Origin of the sequence: Streptococcus sp. 20925_1_77, assembly GCF_041432125.1 — a bacterium.
Taxonomy (GTDB): Bacteria; Bacillota; Bacilli; order Lactobacillales; family Streptococcaceae; genus Streptococcus.
The window spans coordinates 1-18,021 of the sequence record NZ_JAPVZB010000009.1 but is presented as its reverse complement, the minus strand read 5'-3'; the positions used below and the strand labels follow the sequence as shown (position 1 = coordinate 18,021).

General features: G+C 42.9%; 14 protein-coding genes. 5 read left to right on the top strand and 9 right to left on the bottom strand.

Annotation, left to right across the window (positions count from 1 at the left end):
• Positions 1-196: 196 nt before the first annotated feature.
• The 6 genes from O3626_RS06080 to O3626_RS06055 form a co-directional block, all read right to left on the bottom strand.
• Positions 197-2,629, bottom strand: a complete 2,433-nt coding sequence (locus O3626_RS06080; RefSeq protein ID WP_371495868.1) for a glycoside hydrolase family 3 N-terminal domain-containing protein — start codon at positions 2,627-2,629, stop codon at positions 197-199.
• Between the two features lie 125 nt (positions 2,630-2,754).
• Entirely contained in the window at positions 2,755-4,197 is a 1,443-nt protein-coding gene (gene gtfA, locus O3626_RS06075) for a sucrose phosphorylase (RefSeq protein ID WP_371495866.1), read from the bottom strand.
• A 291-nt stretch (positions 4,198-4,488) separates the two neighbouring features.
• The gene (locus tag O3626_RS06070; RefSeq protein WP_371495864.1) at positions 4,489-5,322 is read right to left on the bottom strand and encodes a carbohydrate ABC transporter permease; all 834 of its coding nucleotides are present in this window, start codon (positions 5,320-5,322) and stop codon (positions 4,489-4,491) included.
• A 13-nt stretch (positions 5,323-5,335) separates the two neighbouring features.
• Positions 5,336-6,202 (bottom strand): carbohydrate ABC transporter permease, encoded by an 867-nt coding sequence (locus O3626_RS06065; protein ID WP_371495862.1) that lies wholly within the window; start codon positions 6,200-6,202, stop codon positions 5,336-5,338.
• Positions 6,203-6,215: 13 nt separating this feature from the next.
• Positions 6,216-7,475, bottom strand: coding sequence for an extracellular solute-binding protein (locus tag O3626_RS06060; protein ID WP_371495860.1), 1,260 nt, complete (start codon positions 7,473-7,475; stop codon positions 6,216-6,218).
• Positions 7,476-7,489: 14 nt separating this feature from the next.
• Positions 7,490-9,652, bottom strand: coding sequence for an alpha-galactosidase (locus O3626_RS06055; protein WP_371495858.1), 2,163 nt, complete (start codon positions 9,650-9,652; stop codon positions 7,490-7,492).
• A gap of 160 nt (positions 9,653-9,812) precedes the next feature.
• Between O3626_RS06055 and O3626_RS06050 the strand changes: the two genes are divergently transcribed.
• From O3626_RS06050 to birA, 3 genes are all read left to right on the top strand, one after another.
• Entirely contained in the window at positions 9,813-10,646 is an 834-nt protein-coding gene (locus O3626_RS06050; RefSeq protein WP_371495856.1) for an AraC family ligand binding domain-containing protein, read from the top strand.
• Between the two features lie 67 nt (positions 10,647-10,713).
• Entirely contained in the window at positions 10,714-11,721 is a 1,008-nt protein-coding gene (locus tag O3626_RS06045) for a LacI family DNA-binding transcriptional regulator (protein ID WP_371495854.1), read from the top strand.
• A gap of 14 nt (positions 11,722-11,735) precedes the next feature.
• Positions 11,736-12,671, top strand: coding sequence for a bifunctional biotin--[acetyl-CoA-carboxylase] ligase/biotin operon repressor BirA (gene birA / locus O3626_RS06040; protein WP_371495852.1), 936 nt, complete (start codon positions 11,736-11,738; stop codon positions 12,669-12,671).
• Positions 12,672-12,783: 112 nt separating this feature from the next.
• Here birA and O3626_RS06035 read toward each other — a convergent pair whose 3' ends face one another.
• From O3626_RS06035 to O3626_RS06025, 3 genes are all read right to left on the bottom strand, one after another.
• Positions 12,784-13,296 (bottom strand): hypothetical protein, encoded by a 513-nt coding sequence (locus O3626_RS06035; RefSeq protein WP_070594988.1) that lies wholly within the window; start codon positions 13,294-13,296, stop codon positions 12,784-12,786.
• Between the two features lie 141 nt (positions 13,297-13,437).
• Complete coding sequence (locus O3626_RS06030; protein ID WP_070594989.1) at positions 13,438-14,373, bottom strand: N-acetylmuramoyl-L-alanine amidase family protein; 936 nt, start codon at positions 14,371-14,373, stop codon at positions 13,438-13,440.
• Between the two features lie 384 nt (positions 14,374-14,757).
• Positions 14,758-15,696, bottom strand: coding sequence for an N-acetylmuramoyl-L-alanine amidase family protein (locus tag O3626_RS06025; protein WP_129824116.1), 939 nt, complete (start codon positions 15,694-15,696; stop codon positions 14,758-14,760).
• 527 nt (positions 15,697-16,223) lie between these two features.
• On the opposite strand from O3626_RS06025, the gene O3626_RS06020 reads away from it, so the two are divergent.
• A complete protein-coding gene (locus O3626_RS06020; protein WP_201088180.1) occupies positions 16,224-17,327 on the top strand; it encodes an ABC transporter permease in 1,104 nt (367 codons plus the stop codon).
• A gap of 1 nt (position 17,328) precedes the next feature.
• Positions 17,329-18,018, top strand: coding sequence for an ABC transporter ATP-binding protein (locus O3626_RS06015; protein WP_347089832.1), 690 nt, complete (start codon positions 17,329-17,331; stop codon positions 18,016-18,018).
• Positions 18,019-18,021 lie beyond the last annotated feature (3 nt).

Genomic DNA, 18,021 nt, shown 5'->3' with positions numbered 1-18,021 from the left:
ATCTGATCGCAAGTAAAACTTCAAGTGTTTTTAGTAAAATTTTATTAATTTTTTATTTTATGCCCAGAAAGGCGATAACAAAGGGTTTTCCTCCGATTACAACTTCTATTCCATCATTGCCATCTCGAGTTAATTTTAGTAAACTTTTACCAAAAAATCTCAATTGGGAAATCACCCAATTGAGATTCTGAATCCTTTAGTGTTTCTTTCTTGGATAGACAAAAGATCCAAGGAAAGTTAAGAGGCTGATGCCCATGAGGGAGAGGAGGTTCCCTGTTTGACCGGTTTTTGGCAATACCGATGATGCAGGACTTGCTGAAACACTTGCAGGAGCCTGATCAGTGGCTTGTTTCACAGCGATCGGAATAACTTGTGGAGCATCAAGAGTGCTAGCTTTTTCTTGCTTGCTAACAAGGACCTGAGTTCCTGTGTTACCAACCTCTACTGGTTGTGTCTGATGGGTTGGTTCTTGGACTGGTGAAGTTGGATCTTGGCCTGGTGAAGTTGGATCTTGGACTTCTGGTGTTGGCAATGGAGCAGGTGCTGGATAGAAAAGACCATGACCAATGCGGTAGGCATACTCTGTTTCCGACATTTTTCCGTCTACAATTTTTGGAATATCAACCGGTAAGGTACCTAGATGTTCCTTGCCATTGAAGATGACTTCCACTCCTGCAGGAATATTAGGACCAAATGCATTGTCTGGTTTGAGGGATTCCGTTGGATCCATTCCCTTATTTCCATAGACTGCTAAAATGGCTTTGGCTGCGGGATAGTTGGCTACATCATAAGGTTTAGAGATAGAAAGGACAGCTGCCTTCTTATGGTTGGTATTGGCATAATTGACGATTTCTGTTGGAATCTTGGTCCGCCAGAAATCTTTATCCAGTTGCCCTTCATAACCGATCTCTGAAATCACTACGATATGGGTGGCTTTTTCAAGGTCTTCTTTTAGACTATCAAGGGTGGATTCCTTAGTGAAGTTCTTGGCCACAAAGGAGGTATCTTTTGGAAGCACTCCATCCGCGATTAAGCGACGCATGCCCAAATTTAGTCCTGGGACTTCATTTTCAAAAGCTCCGAGTAGTAAGACATGGTCCCCTGTTTGCACCTTAAATGGCAAGGTATTGTCTTCATTTTTTACAACCGTCACCGCTGCTGCTGCAATCTTGCGTTCCAAGTCACGGTTGAGGCTAGATCCGACTGCTTCCTCTGCTTTTTCAGCTGTCCGAGCACTTGGATCAAAATTCAGGACCCCACGTTTTTCTTTGAGGGTCAGGATCCGACGAACCGACTCATTTAAGCGTTCTTCTGAGATGTCACCGGTTTGGACCGCATCTACCACTGCATTGACGATGGTATCAATCTTGGTCAAATCGGCTTTGCTGCGAAGGGTCGTTGGCATCAAAACCAGGTCAACTCCGGCTTTGATAGCCATCTTCACGGCTTCCACCTCACCGAAGTTCTTAGCGATAGCATCCATTCCCATGGCATCAGAGACAATCACGCCCTTATAGCCGTATTTCTTCCGTACCAAGCCCGTTAAAATATCATCAGAGAGAGTCGCTGGAACATAGATTTTCTCACCCGTTTCTTTTGACACGACCTGATCTTTTTCAATCTGCGGGTACTGGATATGAGCTGTCATCAAGAGGTCGACCCCTTCATCCATAGCTTTTTTGAATGGAAGGAGTTCTAATTTTTCAAGCTCAGCAAGAGATTTATCCACCAATGGGAGACCCGTATGGGAATCGACCGCTGTATCTCCGTGACCTGGGAAATGCTTGGCTGCTACAGCCACATTGTAGTCCTGAATGCCTTTCATCATCGGAATACCAAGATAGGCAACCCGATTTGGGTCAGATGAGAAGGAACGAAGCCCAATCACAGGATTTTGAGGATTGTTATTGGTATCTAGAACCGGAGCGAAGTCCACATTCAAGCCTAGCGCAGAAAGTTCACGTCCGATGATTTGACCGGCTTCTTTCGCTAGTTTGGGATCATTGGTAGCCCCAATGGCCATATTGCCAGGAAGGGCTGTACCTGTCCCCAAGCGGTAGACGATCCCCCCTTCTTGGTCGATGGCTAATAATAGCGGAATCTTCCCGTTATTGGCTTTGTTTTCAATCGCTGCCTTTTGCATATCTTGCGTCAGAGCCAGGGTCTGCTTGGTCTCTTTGACGTTTTCAGCAAAAAGAATGACGCCTCCAAAATCATATTTATCAATCGCATCTGCTACTTCAGCATTGACCTTGGTGAGATCCTGTGGCGACTCCTGATTAACCTCCTGCCACTTACGGAAGTCCGGCATGATCATTTGGGTCACTTTTTGTTTGAGTGGCATGTTTTCAATCAGTTTTTCCACTTCAGGAGATGCCGTCTCTGTTGATGTTACCGTTGGAGAAGCAGCAGGGACAGCGGCACGGTCTGTTGAAGTCGGTGTTTCGGCCACTTCCCCCTGATTTTCTGTGGTGTTTTCTGGCGTTGGAGAAGCCACCACCTCTTCTACTGTTGCTGCCGGTTCATTGGCTTGATCCGACACTTGAGCTGTGTCTGCTTTTGCTGTTTGAACGGATAATAGAGCAAAAGCCGTTAATAGGGCCGCAGATGGATACATGATTTTTTTCATAAAGCGACCTCCTTTCTTTCAATAGATATTGTACCATTGTTTTATAGTTTTGTAAACGGTTGCAATATCTAAAACAGAAAAAGGATAAGCATTTTTTACTTATCCTTTAGTTCGTTCATATTTTTTTAAAACACCATTTCTTGACCATTTTCTGTCACTTGGTAAGTCCCGTCAGCAAGATTGATTCGGGCTACTGCTGTGGCGGTCTGGTCTTTGTTTTGGCGCGTGATGACAATGGTATGTTCATCTGGTGTTTCCACTTCAATGCTTCCTTCTAGGTCAAAAGCTTGCGAGTTGTTCCGGAAACTAAAGAGCTTGAGAAGGGATTTCACAACTGGACGCTCTACTTCTTGAGCAATTTCTTCATTGCTGTAGTAATGACGATTGATATTGCGGCCTTCCTTAGTGTTTTCTAAGAGTTCCAAATCATTCTTCCCAGCTAGGAATCCAACATAATAAACTTGTGGAATGCCTGGCGCAAAGGCTTGAATCAAGCGGGCTAGGAAGTACTTACTATCGTCATCTCCAAGCGCTGAATAGTAGGTCGAATTGATTTGGTAGATGTCCAAGTTGTTGTACTCTGCTGTTGAATATTTGCGTTTCACATTTGCTCCTACCTTGTAGAGCTCATTTGATGCATAGTCAATTTCTTCATCTGTCAAGATATCCTTGACATCAACCACCCCAATCCCGTCATGGGTGTCGAGTGTCGTGAACTGCTTCATCGGACTCATCTTCAACCACTTAGCAAGGCGCTCCACTTTTGAGCTATAGAGGGTATAGAGGGTCACCATTGGAAGGGCAAAGTCATAGACATAATAGTCGTGATCGGCAATCTTAAATTGGATGGAATAGTGTTCATGAATCTCTGGCAAGAGCTCAGCACCGTAGCTGGCTGCCATATCGCGCACCTTATCCAACAAGTCCCAAATGTCTGGCTCCACGAAGAAATCATTGGTGTCCAATTTCTTGACTGCATAGGCAAAAGCATCTAAACGAATGAGGTCACAACCATTGCTCGCCAAATGTTCGATGGTCTTGCGGATAAAGTCCATGGTCACTTCCTTGGTCACGTCCAGGTCAATCTGCTCTTCCCCGAAGGTATTCCAGAGATGCTCAGTTGTCCCATCCGCAAAGGTAATTTCTTGCTTGGGAGCTCGATCTTTGCGCTTATAAATCAAGTCCACATCCGCTTGAGTTGGACGATTCTCTGGCCAGAACTTGTCCCAGTTGAGAAAGAGATCCTTGTAAGCACTTTGGTCGTGCTTCTCTTGATAATCTTTGTAGTATTTAGACTGACGGGAAATGTGATTGATCATAAAATCAAACATGAGATAGTACTTGTCCCCCAGGCGTTTGACATCTTCCCAATCTCCAAAGGCTGGATCTACTTGATCATAATCCACAGGCGCAAAGCCACGGTCACCGGTTGATGGGAAAAATGGCAAGAGGTGAACCCCACCTACTGCATCTCCAAAATATTTCTCCAGATTTTCATAGAGATCCTTGAGGTTATTTCCCAAGCTATCTGAGTAAGTAATTAACATGGTCTTATTTTGAATTGGCATAATGGTTTCCTTTCCTTTTTTGAAAGCCAAGTCTGAAGAGACCTGGCTTTTATAAGTTTATGTATTTTAAGAATTGCTTTCTAGGATACGATTGAAATCAGCAAGCTGAATCGTCCCTTTGTATACGGAATTGAACACGCCCTAAGCTCTGTGTGAAAAAGATGAATCTTCCAAGAAGCCAAGGCTTTTTATTCAGATTCCCTATATTTCCACAGCCGTTACTACTTCATTAGTCTACGGATGTGGATGCCCTAGGGTGCACTGTGACCTTTTGACGGGCTTTGTATCTTATTATTTCACTGCGCCGTTGCTCATTCCTGCGATGATATGGCGTTGGAAGAAGAGATAGACAATGGTGATACTGATAATACCGACCACGTAAGAGGCAAAGCTTGGTCCGTAGTCGTTGAAATATTGGCCTGCGTAGTTGTATTGGAACAATGGCAGGGTCCACATTTTGGAATCCCGGTTCAAGACAAGGAGTGGCAACATGAAGTCATTCCAGAACCAAAGGGCATTGATGATCATGGTTGTCGCATGCATAGGCTTCATCATTGGGAAGATGATACGGAAATAGGTTGTGAATTTATTAGCCCCATCGATCTCTGCTGCTTCATCCAAACTTTCTGGGATAGAGATTTTGATATACCCTACATAGAGAAAGAGGGTCTGTGGAATCGCATAGGTCAAGTAGAGCAAGATCAAACCAAAGGTGTTAGCCAAACCGAGTTTACTCATCATAACCGTAATCGGAATCATGATGACTTGGAAAAGTACAAAGATCCCAAGAATCAAGAGGGTGTACATGATGGTAAAGGCTTTTCTCTTACTCATATTACGAGCGATGGAGTAGGCTGCCATGGGGATAAAGATCATTACTGCAAGTAAAGACAAGACAGTGATGACGACAGAGTTCCAATAATAGCCTCCGATCCCATCAGCCAAGAGACGGCTAAAGTTGTCCCATGTGAAGTTGGTTGGAAATCCAAAGAAATTGTCTACGATATCCTTGGTTGGTTTGAAGGAACTAAAGAGGGTGGCAAGGAGCGGCACTAAAATCAGAACCGATCCTAGAATCAATAGAATATATTTGCCAATCAAGGCTTTTCTTTCATCTTGTTTCATCGTGCTTCTCCTCTTAAATTTCAAATTTCTTAGATACTCTCAATTGGATGATTGAAATCACTACAATCAAGAAGAACAAGATTACGGCAATGGCATTGGCATAACCGAATTGGTTGTTTTTAAAGGCATAATTATAAACCAAGAGCTCAAGTGAGGTTGTGGCATTGTTTGGACCACCACCAGTCATGGCAAAGACTTGGTCAAAGGCGGTAAGCCCACCTTTTAGGGCTAGGATAAAGACCATAGAGACACTTGGTAGCAAGTAAGGCAATTCAACATTCCAGAAGACTTGCTTGCTAGTCGCTCCATCGATTCTTGCTGCTTCTGTAATCTCGGTTGGAATAGATTGCAGACCAGCTAGGAAGATAATGATGGGCATAGCTACTCCTTGCCAGAGAAGGACAAAGACAGCCGCAAAGATTGCTCCCCACTTAGTCCCTAAAAGACTGGTTTGGAGGAACTCAATATGAAGGGCATTCCCAATCGCTGGAAGACCGTAGTTGAAGACTTGCTTGAAGATCAAAGCTACTGTCAAACCAGACAAAACAGCTGGGAAGAAGAACCATGCACGGAAGAAGGTTTGACCTTTGATTTTAGAGTTCAAGACACGCGCAATGAAGATCCCAAGTGCAATCTCACCAATCACCATGGAAATGGTGATGATCGCGGTAAATCCAATCGCATTCATGAATTTTGGATCCATGAAGAGGAGTTTAAAGTTGTTCAAGCCGACAAACTTGTAGTTATACGTCAAACCTGTCCAGTTGGTAAAACTGTAAAAGGCTCCTTGGAACATCGGCACATAGAAGAAAATTGCTTGTAACAAGAGGGGAATGACCACAAAAGCCCATGCCCAATATTTTTGTAATACTTTTTTCATAGTCTCTCTACTCCTAATCCACATCCGCTTTCATCGGGTTAAAGAAGGCATTCAAATCATTGACCATTCCTTGTTTATCACCTGTCAAGACATAGTTCATGGTCAAGGTATGGAAGTCTGCTTCACTGGTCCAGTATTGTTGCAACCAGACCAAGTGACGATCCGTAAAGGCATATTTGGTCATCCCAGCAAGCGGTGAATCCTCTCCTGCTTGTTTGACCCCTTCGATCGCTGTTGGAGATCCGTCCACATCGTAGTATTTTTGCATGACTTCTGGACGGGTCATGTATTCCACAAAGGCATTGGCTTCTTTTGGATGTTTGGTAGTAGCTGAGATAGACCATGCCAAGTCACCTGCACCAACGGTTAAGCTTTGTCCTTTTTCTTTTCCTGGAATCATGAAGGTCCCAATCTTAAAGTTCGGTTTTTGTTCATTAATCGCTGTGATGGCCCAAGACCCATTTGGTGTCATGAGGACATCCCCACGTGCGAAGGCTCCGATAACATCTGTATAGCCAGCACCTTCCCAGTTCTTTTGCTTCGAACCTTTAATGCGAAGAATATCCATGACCTTGATGTCATCTTTCATAATCGGATCAGTCAATTTAATAGCATTTGGTTGAGAATAACGAAGGTATTGATTGGCTTCTTTTCCTCCACCTGCTGCTGTCGCAAAGGCTAATTGATTGTAACCATTGAGCGTCCAAGCATCTGCACCTGCAATTCCAAATGGTGTTTGTCCTTTAGCAACGATGTCTTTGACTAACTGTTCAAATTCATCCCAGGTTTCAGGAACCTTCAAGCCCAGTTCTTCGAATTTATCTTTGTTGTAGTAAATTCCATAAGCATTAGCTGTAAAAGGAACGTTGTAAACTTTTCCGTTTACAGCATATTTTTCAGCGTAGCCATTTTTCACGCGTTTCAGATAGTCTTTATTGGACAAATCTTCGAAGACACCTGCTTTTGCCCATTCTTGCAGTTCGATGGACTGTGGGTAAATATTAACCACATCTGGCACATCTCCTGCGAGGACACGTGTCTTCAATACTTCACCACCGTTCGGTACATTGACAACTTTGACCTTGACCTTTGGGTTTTCCTTTTCAAAATCACGCGCGATTTCTTCCAAAGTTTTAGTCATTTCTTTTTTCTGGTTGAAATACTCGATGGTCACTGTGCCATCCGCCGATTTTCCATCGTTGGAGCAAGCACCGAGCCCAAACAAGGCTAAGCCTGTTGTCGCAAGAAGTCCGATTTTTTTATACCATTTCATTTGGCTGTCTCCTTTTATTTTTTGACAAAAACATATTGTTTAGTGAGGAAATCTCCCTGAGGAAGAACGACGGTTAAGCCGGCATACATGAGCTCAGCTCCTGAATAGACTTGGTTGGTCCCTTCTAAGCTATAGAGCGCATCTTCTTCCAAACCTTTGAGCTTCAGAGTCGGCTCGATCTCCTCAACCGTTGATAAGACCCGTACATAAGTTACAACCGTGCGGTCTTGATAAGTGAACTGGACGGCTGCTTGATTGCTACCTTGGCTTGGATTAATCAAGCGGTAGTGTTTTCCGAACTGAACAAGTGGTCGAATCGTTTTGTAATGAGCGACTTGAGCTGCGATCCGATCCAACTCTTCTTGCAGAAGACTGGTTAGATCCAATTCATAGCCCAGATTTCCCATCATGGCTACATGACCACGCGTTTCAAGTGGTGTCATCCGTCCCATCTGGTGATTTGGCACCGCTGATACGTGAGCCCCCATAGAAATGGTAGGATAGAGGTAGCTAGAACCGTACTGGATTGGAAGTCTGGCAATGGCATCCGTATTGTCGCTTGCCCATACCTGAGGGAAGTAACGCATCATACCGAGGTCATTGCGGCCACCACCACCAGAGCAAGATTCAAAGAGGATGTTCTCGTACTTCTCTGTTAAGTAAGAAACCACTTCATAGAGACCCAAGATATACGCATGGGATTGCATCTTGGTTTCAAGGTAGGTTTTCCCATTTCCAAGTTTGGTGATATTGCGGTTCATATCCCATTTGATATAGTCGATCTCATGGTTTCCAAGTAAGTCATCCAAGACCTGCTTGATATAAGCCACTACTTCTTTATTAGCGAAATCGAGCACCAGTTGATTCCGTGAATAGGTGTGTTCATAGCCTGGGACTTGAATAGCCCAGTCCGGATGAGCCCAATAGAGGTCGCTATCAACAGAAATCATTTCTGGCTCCACCCAAAGGCCAAATTGAAGTCCTTTGCCGTGGATACCCTGGATCAGTTCTGCAAGGCTTCCTCCTAATTTTTCTTCATTGACAGTCCAGTCACCGAGGGCCCGATTATCATCATAGCGATTGCCAAACCAGCCATCATCAAGAACAAAGAGCTCGATTCCCACTTTTTGAGCCTCATCTGCCAGCTCCAATAATTTTTCTTTCTTGAAATCAAAGTAGGTCGCTTCCCAGTTGTTGATAAGAATTGGACGTTCTTTATGGGCAAAGGGGCTAGGAATGATATGGTCTTGGACAAATGCTTGACTTTCTTGACTGAGGCCAGTCAATCCCTCATGTGAGTAGCTGATCATGGCTACCGGCGTATCAAAGCTCTGATTTGGCGCTAACTCCCAAGAGAAGTTTTCTGGATTGATTCCCAATCCAACCCGAACTTCATTGAGTTGATTCTTTTGAACAAATCCTTCAAAATTCCCACTGTAGAGCAGTTGGAAGGCAAGGGCAGAACCGGCATCTTCTGTCACTTCATGATCTGCTAGGATAAGAGCAGGAGTCTGGGCGTGTCCAGAAGCACCACGGTTGGAGCTGATGGAGAAGATTCCTTGTTCCACTTGTTGACGGCGGACTGTTTTTTCTCTCGCATAGGCCCCTTGAAGGGTGATGACATCATAGTCACCTGCTGGGACATCGGCCAACACACTAAGAGCCTTGTGGATCACGACGGTTTCATCACTACAGTTTTCAATTTTTGAAAAGCTGGTGATGGTTGCCCGATCCTCGTAGGCTGTGTAATAGAGGGTCAAACGCAGGGCCGCTTGATCATCTTCAAAGACCAAGGCCAAGGTTTCAGTACTATCTACTGTATGTGGATTGGGAAGACCAGTTGCCTCGACACTGCCAGAGTAGATATTGGCTCCGACATAGAGGAAATCCGTCACCTCTGTGGCGCCGTGCTGGATTTGAATAGACGGCTTTCGGAAATCTCCAAGCCCGTGCTGTCCTAGGATCTGACGCTGGGTATCCAAGCTGAAGGTTCGATTGTCAGGTGTTGGATTTCCAGAGAAAGCATGATCCTTCTCATGCACCGTATTGAAAAAATGATAAGACGGGATCGGACGTCCCAGATGCTTAAGCATCAGGTAGCCATCTCGATTTTCAAGGATGAGGCTCAGTCCCTTACTTTCTACATAGAACAAATTCTGTTCAATACGAATTGCCATATCTTCCTCCATTGGACCCGAAAAATATCACTATGTATTTTTAAATTCAGTTCCAATAACTTTCTTTTTTAACATGTCTTTATTTTACATAATGTAAACGTTTACTAAAATAGAATTTTGTTGGACATATATGGTAAAATGTTAGGTAGGAGGTTTACCTATGTTAGTCTTTTCTGAATACCAAACTGATACCATTGACCTAGCCCTTGATTTTTATGGCTACGAAGATTGCCCGAAGAACTATGAATTTGGCCCCAGCGTTCGGGACAATTTTGTTCTGCATTTTATTACCAAGGGAAAGGGAGTCTTCCACTTCAATAAAAAAGAAATCCACCTAGAGGCCGGGGATCTCTTTCTTCTCCCCAAAAATAAAGTGACCTACTACAAGGCCGATGCCGAAGAACCTTGGTCCTACTACTGGATTGGCATCAGTGGCACCAAGGTGAGTGATTTCATGCGTTTTTCTACCTTGCATGAAAAAGGCTTTCTAAAGAAAACAGAGGTGGAAACCGAACGGATCGGCCAGTTTATGGAACAACTCGTCCACAAGGCAGAGGCTTCAAAGATGACTTCGCACTACCAACTCCACCTTCTCTCGCAGATCTATGAACTGCTATTTCTTATCAGTGAAGTGGCTCCCGATATCCATCGGAGCCATCCATCTCCCACCTATCAGCTCTATCTGACCTGCAAGCATGTGATTGAGACGCATTACAATAAAGAACACTTGAGTATTCAAGAGATCGCTGATGACCTCAATGTCCATCGGTCTTACCTGACAACTGTTTTTAAGGAGTTTCACCAGATCTCTCCCAAGGAATTCTTGCACTCGGTCCGCATGCAGCGTGCCCAGCAGTTACTGACCAACACAGACGAAAGCATCAAGATCGTGGCTTACTCGGTTGGCTTTTCAGACCCCCTCTATTTTTCAAAGGCCTTTAAGGCCTATAGCCACCTGACTCCTAGCCAATATCGTAGCAAACATAAAATTTAGTAAAAATTTATTTCTTTTTACTAGTATTTAGAGTATACTGGAACTAGTAAGCAATAAAGGATGAACCATGGCAACGATTAAAGACATTGCAGAAAAAGCAGGCGTTTCTCAGGCAACGGTCTCTCGCGTCCTCAACCAGGATGCGACCTTATCGGTTGGTGAAGACACGCGCAGTCGGATTCTTCGCATCGCTGAGGACCTGCATTACCAAAAGAAAAGCCGCAAAACAGCGCCTCAACCAGTCGAAGATTCTCATAAAATCGTCATCTTTGAATGGTACACGCGCGAAGAAGAATTAGAGGACCTCTACTACTATGCCATTCGGATGGGCTTGGAGAAACAAGCCCAGGAATTAGGCTATGAAATCTTTCGTATCTTCAACAAGGACGATTGGTCTTTGATTCAGGAGGCAGACGGCATTATTGCTCTTGGAAAATTCAGTCCCAAGACCATTCAAGATCTAGAAAGCTACGGCAAACCCCTGATCTTTGTCGATAGCAATACCCTCTATCTGGGGCATTCTTGCGTGACGACAGATTTAGAAGATTCTGTTATCACCGCTCTCGAGCATTTTCTTGAGCATGGCCACAAGGAGATCGGACTCTTGGTTGGGCAAGAAGAGACCGCAGATGCGACACCGCTTCAGATGGATCCTCGTCAACGAGTCTTTCAACAGTTTCTCACGGAAAAAGGGCTTTATGAGGAGCGCTTTGTCGCTGTCGGTCAGTTCTCAACTGAGTCAGGCTATCAGATGATGGAGCAGCTGATTCAAGCACTGGGCGACGACTTACCAACTGCCTTTTTCATGGCCAGTGATGCCATAGCTGTTGGGGCCCTTCGGTCCCTTCAGGAGCACCAAATCGCTGTGCCTGATCGCGTCAGTCTCATTTCCTTCAATGATACCTCGATTGCTAAGTATGTCTTTCCTGCCCTCTCTACAGTGACCGTCTACACAGAAGAAATGGGCAAGCAAGCCATTCAGATGTTGCGGCAAGCCTTTCAAGGGAGTCAACCAAGTGTTCCCTGCATGGTCAAATTAGCCACCAAACTGACGATTCGAGACAGCAGTCGCTAGGAGGTCTTAGTCTTATGAAAACACACGAAATCCTCTTTCAAACCCTTTCTCAGGCAGATGATTATGTCAACGGGGAACAGTTGGCAAAAGAATTAGGCGTTTCCCGCACCTCCATCTGGAAGGCTATTCAGCGCCTGGAAAAAGATGGGGTCGTCATCGAATCCCTAAAAAAGAAGGGCTATAGACTGGTTTCAGGCGATATTCTGCTTCCTGAGGTCATCGCAAGCAATACCCAGTTGACCGTTACTTTGAATGAAGAATGTCATTCTACCCAATTGGACGCAAAATTAGGCATGGAAGCCCATAAAGAGGGCAGGGCACTCTACCTGGCCAAATCCCAATCTGCTGGAAAGGGCCGCTTTGGTCGCGACTACTACTCTCCCGATCAAGGCGGCATCTATATGTCTCTTCATCTCAAGCCCCAACTCCCACCTGCGGAGCTCCCCCCATATACCCTCATGGTCGCTGGAGCCATCTACAAGGCTATTAAAAACCTGACCCTGATCGATATCGATATCAAGTGGGTCAACGATATTTACTACCGCCATAAAAAAATTGGGGGAATCCTTACCGAAGCTATCACGTCCATCGAGACTGGTCTCGTCACGGATGTCATTATCGGAGTCGGTCTCAATTTAGCCATCCCTACTTTTCCAGAAGCGCTAGAAAGTAAGGCAGGTTCCTTATTTGAAGGGCCTTGTCCCATCACCCGCAATGACCTGATCAGCGAGATCTGGAAAGAATTTCTCCAAACGGATGTCGATGAACTGGTCTTCCTCTATAAAGAGCGCTCCCTGGTCTTAGGCCGAACCGTTACTTTTGAGCAGAACCAACAGACCTATCAGGGCCTCGCCAAAGATATCTCTGATACCGGCCAACTCTTGGTCCAATTAGACAATCAAGAAGAAATCTGGCTCAATAGCGGCGAAATCTCCTTGACGAAATGGTGAAAACGAGTATAGAAAAAAAGCCACCCGAAGGTGGTTTTTTTTGATCTATTTTGAAAGCTCCTTCTACCCAAAGACTACGGAACTTCATTCTTTTTAAGATATCCATAACTAGTTACGGCTTTAGCTCTTGCTCCATTTTTTTTACAAAGTGATTTAATGCTGTTTGCACTTTTTCTAGGAGCTCTGTTTGCTGAGAATCACTGACCTCAACTCGGTTTGTGGTCCCATCTTTCTCAATATGGAAATAACTAACATGTAGTAATCCCCACTCTTTATCTAATGAAAAGGCTACATCTATTTTTTCACCCTCAATGATCGTTGAAGAGGTAATCAAGATTTTATTGTCATCTGGACTAGGAACTCGTACCATCCATTTCAAATCCCCATCCATTTCCAGTTGGTCTATGCCACCCACACGTCTGATCTCTGCGTCTGAAGGAATCCCATAGCCAGCTTTTCTAATGGTATTGGCATTACGATGATCAAGTATTCTTGCCAGCAATTCAATTTTATTTTTAGATGAAAAATTTAGAGCTGGTTGTTCATTCGGAACAAAGAGAAGCCAAGCTACTAACACAGTAATTCCTAATAATAGAAAGATCAATCCTTTTTTTAGCACAGACATCCTCCTTTCCTCACTTCTTTTCTAGCTCCTCTTCGATGTATGTCTAGTATAGAACAAACCACCGCGAGGGTGGTCTGTTATTATCGTAATTAAAAACACCTCAAAAGCTAGAAATAATCCAACTTTTGAGGCGTTAATCAATTAAGGCTCATTATTGATAACAGAACCACCACTACTGAATGTATAAGAAACACCGTCTATAATTAAAGTTTTATTCATTGCAAATGCACCACCGTCGTTAGGATCAGCATAATATCTTGTTCCGTTTAAATCAAGCCAGCCTGTTTTTAAATCACGATTAACTGGGTCAAAATAATATTTTTTTCCATCTATTAATGTCCTCTGACCTACAAATGCCTTACCAAATTCGTCAAAGCAATACGTTTTCCCATCTATAGTTTGCCAACCTGACAATCCTTCTCCACTTTCTGGGTTGTAATAATACCATTCTAGACCAGGGTATCCTTGTTTAGATATCCAGCCCGTTTTCATATCGGAATTAACTGGATCGAAATAATATCTTTTATCACCTATCTTTTGGAAACCTTTTAACGCACTATTTTCAAAGTAATACCATTTCCCATCTATATTTCTCCAACCGGTAGCTTTTTCTCCGCTTACAGGGTCGTAATAATTCCATTCCGTACCAGAATATCCTGGATTAGATATCCAACCAGTTTTCATATCACAATTAACTGGGTCGAAATAATAAAGTTTTCCATTTATATTTTCATGACCAGAACGTGCTCCAAATGGAGTAAGGTAATACCATTTCCCATCTATCAATTGCCAGCCTCTTTTTTCCTCACCGGTTACAGGATCATAATAATACCACCCAGAGTAATCTCCACCATTATACACATTATATTGCCAGCCAGTTATCATATATCCTCTATCATCAAACTTATAGCTTTTACCGTCAATATTAGCTTCTGTGTTTTTATAATAAGAACCATTGTTCAGTGAATACCACCAACCAACATTATCTTGATGCCAATCAGCCTTAACTTGTGATACTGGGGTTAAAAGTAATATTAGCAATGCACCACCTAGCAAACACTTAGTTGCTTTTTTCATTTGCATTTCCTCCTTATATTTTGTATACGCTTTCATTGTAGCATGTTTATTTCTCTAAATCAAATAATGTGTGGATATAAAGAGGTCACTGTCAACGAATTCAAATATAAAGTCACTCTCTTTTTATTTGTCCTTTAAAAGGCTATCAGTGTCCACTTTTAGATAAAATCATATAAGATATTATCTAAAAGTAGACCAAAAAGTAATTAAAGAAATAACCTGCTCTATTATTAAAATTTTAGCAACTGACTTTATCAATGATTATAAATGAAGCTTATTAGCTACCTAATAACTCACTCTGGTTATATAATAAAATTCTTTATCATCATAGTTAAAAACACCTTGAAAGTTAGAAAAAAATCTAACTTTTAAGGTGCTGATCAATTAAGGTATATTGTTTATAAGAGTACCTCCATTATCGAATGTGTATGAAATACCGTCTATAATTAAAGTCTTACTTCTTGCAAGTGCACCACCATCATTTGGATCTGCATAATATTTATATTTACCTGACTCAAACCATCCTATTTTCAATTCACAAGTATCTGAATCAAAATAATAATCTTTTCCATCTAAACCACTTATATGACCACTGTATGCCCCATACAGGCCAAAGTAATACTTTTTCCCATCTATCTCTTGCCAACCTGATAGCTGTTTCCCACTTTCTGGGTCGTAATAATATCTTTTTGTACCAGAGGCCTCTTGTATGCTTACCCAACCCGTTTGCATATCGCAGTTAACCGGATCAAAATAATATTTTTCTCCATCTAAATTCTGCGAACCTTTTAAGGCACCAAATATAAAGTAATACCATTTCCCATCTATATTTCTCCAACCTTTAACTTTTTCTCCGCTTACAGGGTCGAAATACATATTTTCTGTCCCATAATGGAATTGTTCAGATACCCATCCTGTTTGCATATCACCATTAACTGGGTCAAAATAATAATTTTTCCCATCTATCAATTGCTCACCAATAAGTGCTCCACTTCTAGTAAGGTAATACCACTTTCCATCTATATTTTGCCAGCCAATTTTTTGATCACCATTTACTGGATCAAAATAAGACCAGTTTATTTTTTTCAGACTAGTAGCATTACGCTCCGCTATCGGCTGCCAGCCGGTCATCATATAACCTCTGTCATCAAATCTATACCACTTCCCGTCAATATAAGCTCCTGTGTTTTTATAATAAGAACCATTGTTCAGTGAATACCACCAACCAACATTATCCCGTTTCCAATCAGCCTTTACTTGAGACATTGGAGTTAAAAGCGATATCACAATCGCACTAGCAAGCAATAGCTTATTTTTTTTCATTTTCTTTCCCTCCTTGCACGATCTTTGTATACGCTTTCATTGTACCATGTTTATTACTCTAAATCAAATAATGTGTGAATATAAGGAGGCTATTATCAATGTATTCAAGGGTAAACAAAAAAATTTGCACAATTTGCTTATAATAAAAGAGGCACTTACTACTCTACTTATTTTCTTCCAAAATATTGCCAATGTCCATTTAATGTCAAATACAATGTGACTTATCCATCAATTGTTTATTTATCGATTGCGAAATCCCCTAAAAGCAGTAATTTGAAAAATAACAAAATTTTAAAAATCTTAAATTGAGTCTTGAATATTCATCATAGCAAACTCTCAACTTTCCGGAAAACGTTTCTTTTTTTAGAAAAATATAATTTCATTATTTATCATTCAATAATTTTTGATTCCTTCATACTCCCCAAACACCATCCCCCTATTATCCCCCCACTTGTGGTATGATGGTAGAGTATGTTTAGGTGCCGTCAACCCTGCTCGAGCACCTCCGTGCTAAAAGGAGAACGAATATGAAAATCGCATGGAATGAAATTAAATACCAACCCAAGAAGTTTATCCTGATTGAACTCCTCATTACCATCCTTATGTTTATGGTGGTATTCTTGTCCGGTCTGACAAATGGACTGGGCCGGTCGGTATCAGCCCAAATCGATAACTATGGGTCGCTGCACTACATCCTTTCGACGGATTCAGAAGGGATTATCCCCTTTTCAACTATTAAGGTGAAGGATTTAGATGAGGTCCAAAAGATAGAGGGGATGGACTATTCGGGCTTGTCCATCCAGCGGGCGACCGTCTCAAAAACAGAGGATTCCAATACTCTGGATATCACCTACTTCGCGACCGATCACAATGAAGAAGAAATCCTCAACCCAATCATAGAAGATACAGACCTCAAGATCTCCGACTTAAAGAAAAACGAGATCATTTTGGACAGTTCTTTCAAAGAGGATGAAGGGATCCAAGTCGGCGATCACGTGATCGATAAAACCTCTAAGCAAAAACTCAAGGTCGTGGCCTTCGCGAAAAATGCCAAATACGGCTATAGCGAGATTGGTTTTATCAGCTCGGATACCTACACAGGCATGCGACAAAAAACAGATCCAAGCTATCAATGGCAAGCCCAAACCCTTGTGACCAAGAAAAGCATCCCTTCTAGTGATCTAGCCAGCAACTTGATGGTGGCGGATAAGAAGCAGGTGATCGATAAAATCCCTGGCTACAAGGCTCAAAATCTGACGCTACGGATGATCACGTGGGTGCTCTTACTCGCTTCTTCTGCTATCCTTGGGGTTTTCTTCTATATCCTTACCTTGCAGAAGTTGAAACAGTTCGGCGTCTTGAAGGCCATTGGCATGTCCATGAGCCAGATTACCTATGTCCAACTATCCCAGCTCACCATTATCTCCCTTATCGGAGTGCTGCTGGGACTTGGCTTGGCAACCATAATGGCGCCATTTTTACCCAATAGCGTCCCTTCCTTTATGACCCTGAAGGACAATCTCACCATCTCGGTTAGCTTTATCCTGACCTCTATTTTGTGTGGTGCCTTGTCCCTTGTCAAAATCAAAAAAGTAGATCCAATCGAAGTCATTGGTGGAAATGGAGAATAAGATGGCCATTATTGCATTAGAAAATATCAGAAAATCCTACGCCGATGGTAGCCAGATGCACCATGTCCTCAACCAGCTGAATTTAAGCGTCGAACCCAACGAATTCGTCGCCATCTTGGGCCCTTCAGGATCTGGTAAATCCACGCTTTTGGCCATCGCTGGCTTGCTTTTATCAGCGGATGAGGGGCGGATTCGCATCGCAGGCCAAGACTTGACTGGTCTCAACCAAGGCCAATGGACGCAAAAACGGCTGGAATTACTCGGCTTTATCTTCCAAGACCACCAGCTCCTCTCCTATATGAAAATCGGTGATCAGTTAGAACTGGTGGCCAAATTAAAAGGGGAAAAGGACAAGAAAAAACGCCAAGAGGAAGTCAAAGCCTTGTTGGCAGATCTTGGCATCGAAGCTTGTTACCACCAATACCCGAATCAGATGTCCGGTGGGCAAAAACAACGGGCAGCCATCGCTCGCGCCTTCATCGGAAATCCGCAGGTCATCTTAGCCGATGAACCAACAGCTAGCCTAGACCCAGATCGAGGGCAAGAAATCGCCCAATTGATCCAAAAAGAAGTTAAATCCAAAAACAAGAGCGCCATCATGGTAACCCATGACCGCTCCATCCTGACCTATGTTGATACCATTTATGAATTAAAACATGGCCAATTGCTAAAGGTAGAAAAGGTTGATTAAATA

Excerpts from the sequence above, each read along its gene's own strand:
- O3626_RS06065 (WP_371495862.1), bottom strand. The coding sequence starts at position 6,202 with ATGAAAAAAGTATTACAAAAATATTGGGCATGGGCTTTTGTGGTCATT.
- O3626_RS06030 (WP_070594989.1), bottom strand. The coding sequence starts at position 14,373 with ATGAAAAAAGCAACTAAGTGTTTGCTAGGTGGTGCATTGCTAATATTA.
- O3626_RS06020 (WP_201088180.1), top strand. The coding sequence starts at position 16,224 with ATGAAAATCGCATGGAATGAAATTAAATACCAACCCAAGAAGTTTATC.
- O3626_RS06015 (WP_347089832.1), top strand. The coding sequence starts at position 17,329 with ATGGCCATTATTGCATTAGAAAATATCAGAAAATCCTACGCCGATGGT.
- birA (WP_371495852.1), top strand. The coding sequence starts at position 11,736 with ATGAAAACACACGAAATCCTCTTTCAAACCCTTTCTCAGGCAGATGAT.
- O3626_RS06070 (WP_371495864.1), bottom strand. The coding sequence starts at position 5,322 with ATGAAACAAGATGAAAGAAAAGCCTTGATTGGCAAATATATTCTATTG.
- O3626_RS06060 (WP_371495860.1), bottom strand. The coding sequence starts at position 7,475 with ATGAAATGGTATAAAAAAATCGGACTTCTTGCGACAACAGGCTTAGCC.
- O3626_RS06045 (WP_371495854.1), top strand. The coding sequence starts at position 10,714 with ATGGCAACGATTAAAGACATTGCAGAAAAAGCAGGCGTTTCTCAGGCA.
- O3626_RS06055 (WP_371495858.1), bottom strand. The coding sequence starts at position 9,652 with ATGGCAATTCGTATTGAACAGAATTTGTTCTATGTAGAAAGTAAGGGA.
- gtfA (WP_371495866.1), bottom strand. The coding sequence starts at position 4,197 with ATGCCAATTCAAAATAAGACCATGTTAATTACTTACTCAGATAGCTTG.
- O3626_RS06035 (WP_070594988.1), bottom strand. The coding sequence starts at position 13,296 with ATGTCTGTGCTAAAAAAAGGATTGATCTTTCTATTATTAGGAATTACT.
- O3626_RS06080 (WP_371495868.1), bottom strand. The coding sequence starts at position 2,629 with ATGAAAAAAATCATGTATCCATCTGCGGCCCTATTAACGGCTTTTGCT.
- O3626_RS06050 (WP_371495856.1), top strand. The coding sequence starts at position 9,813 with ATGTTAGTCTTTTCTGAATACCAAACTGATACCATTGACCTAGCCCTT.
- O3626_RS06025 (WP_129824116.1), bottom strand. The coding sequence starts at position 15,696 with ATGAAAAAAAATAAGCTATTGCTTGCTAGTGCGATTGTGATATCGCTT.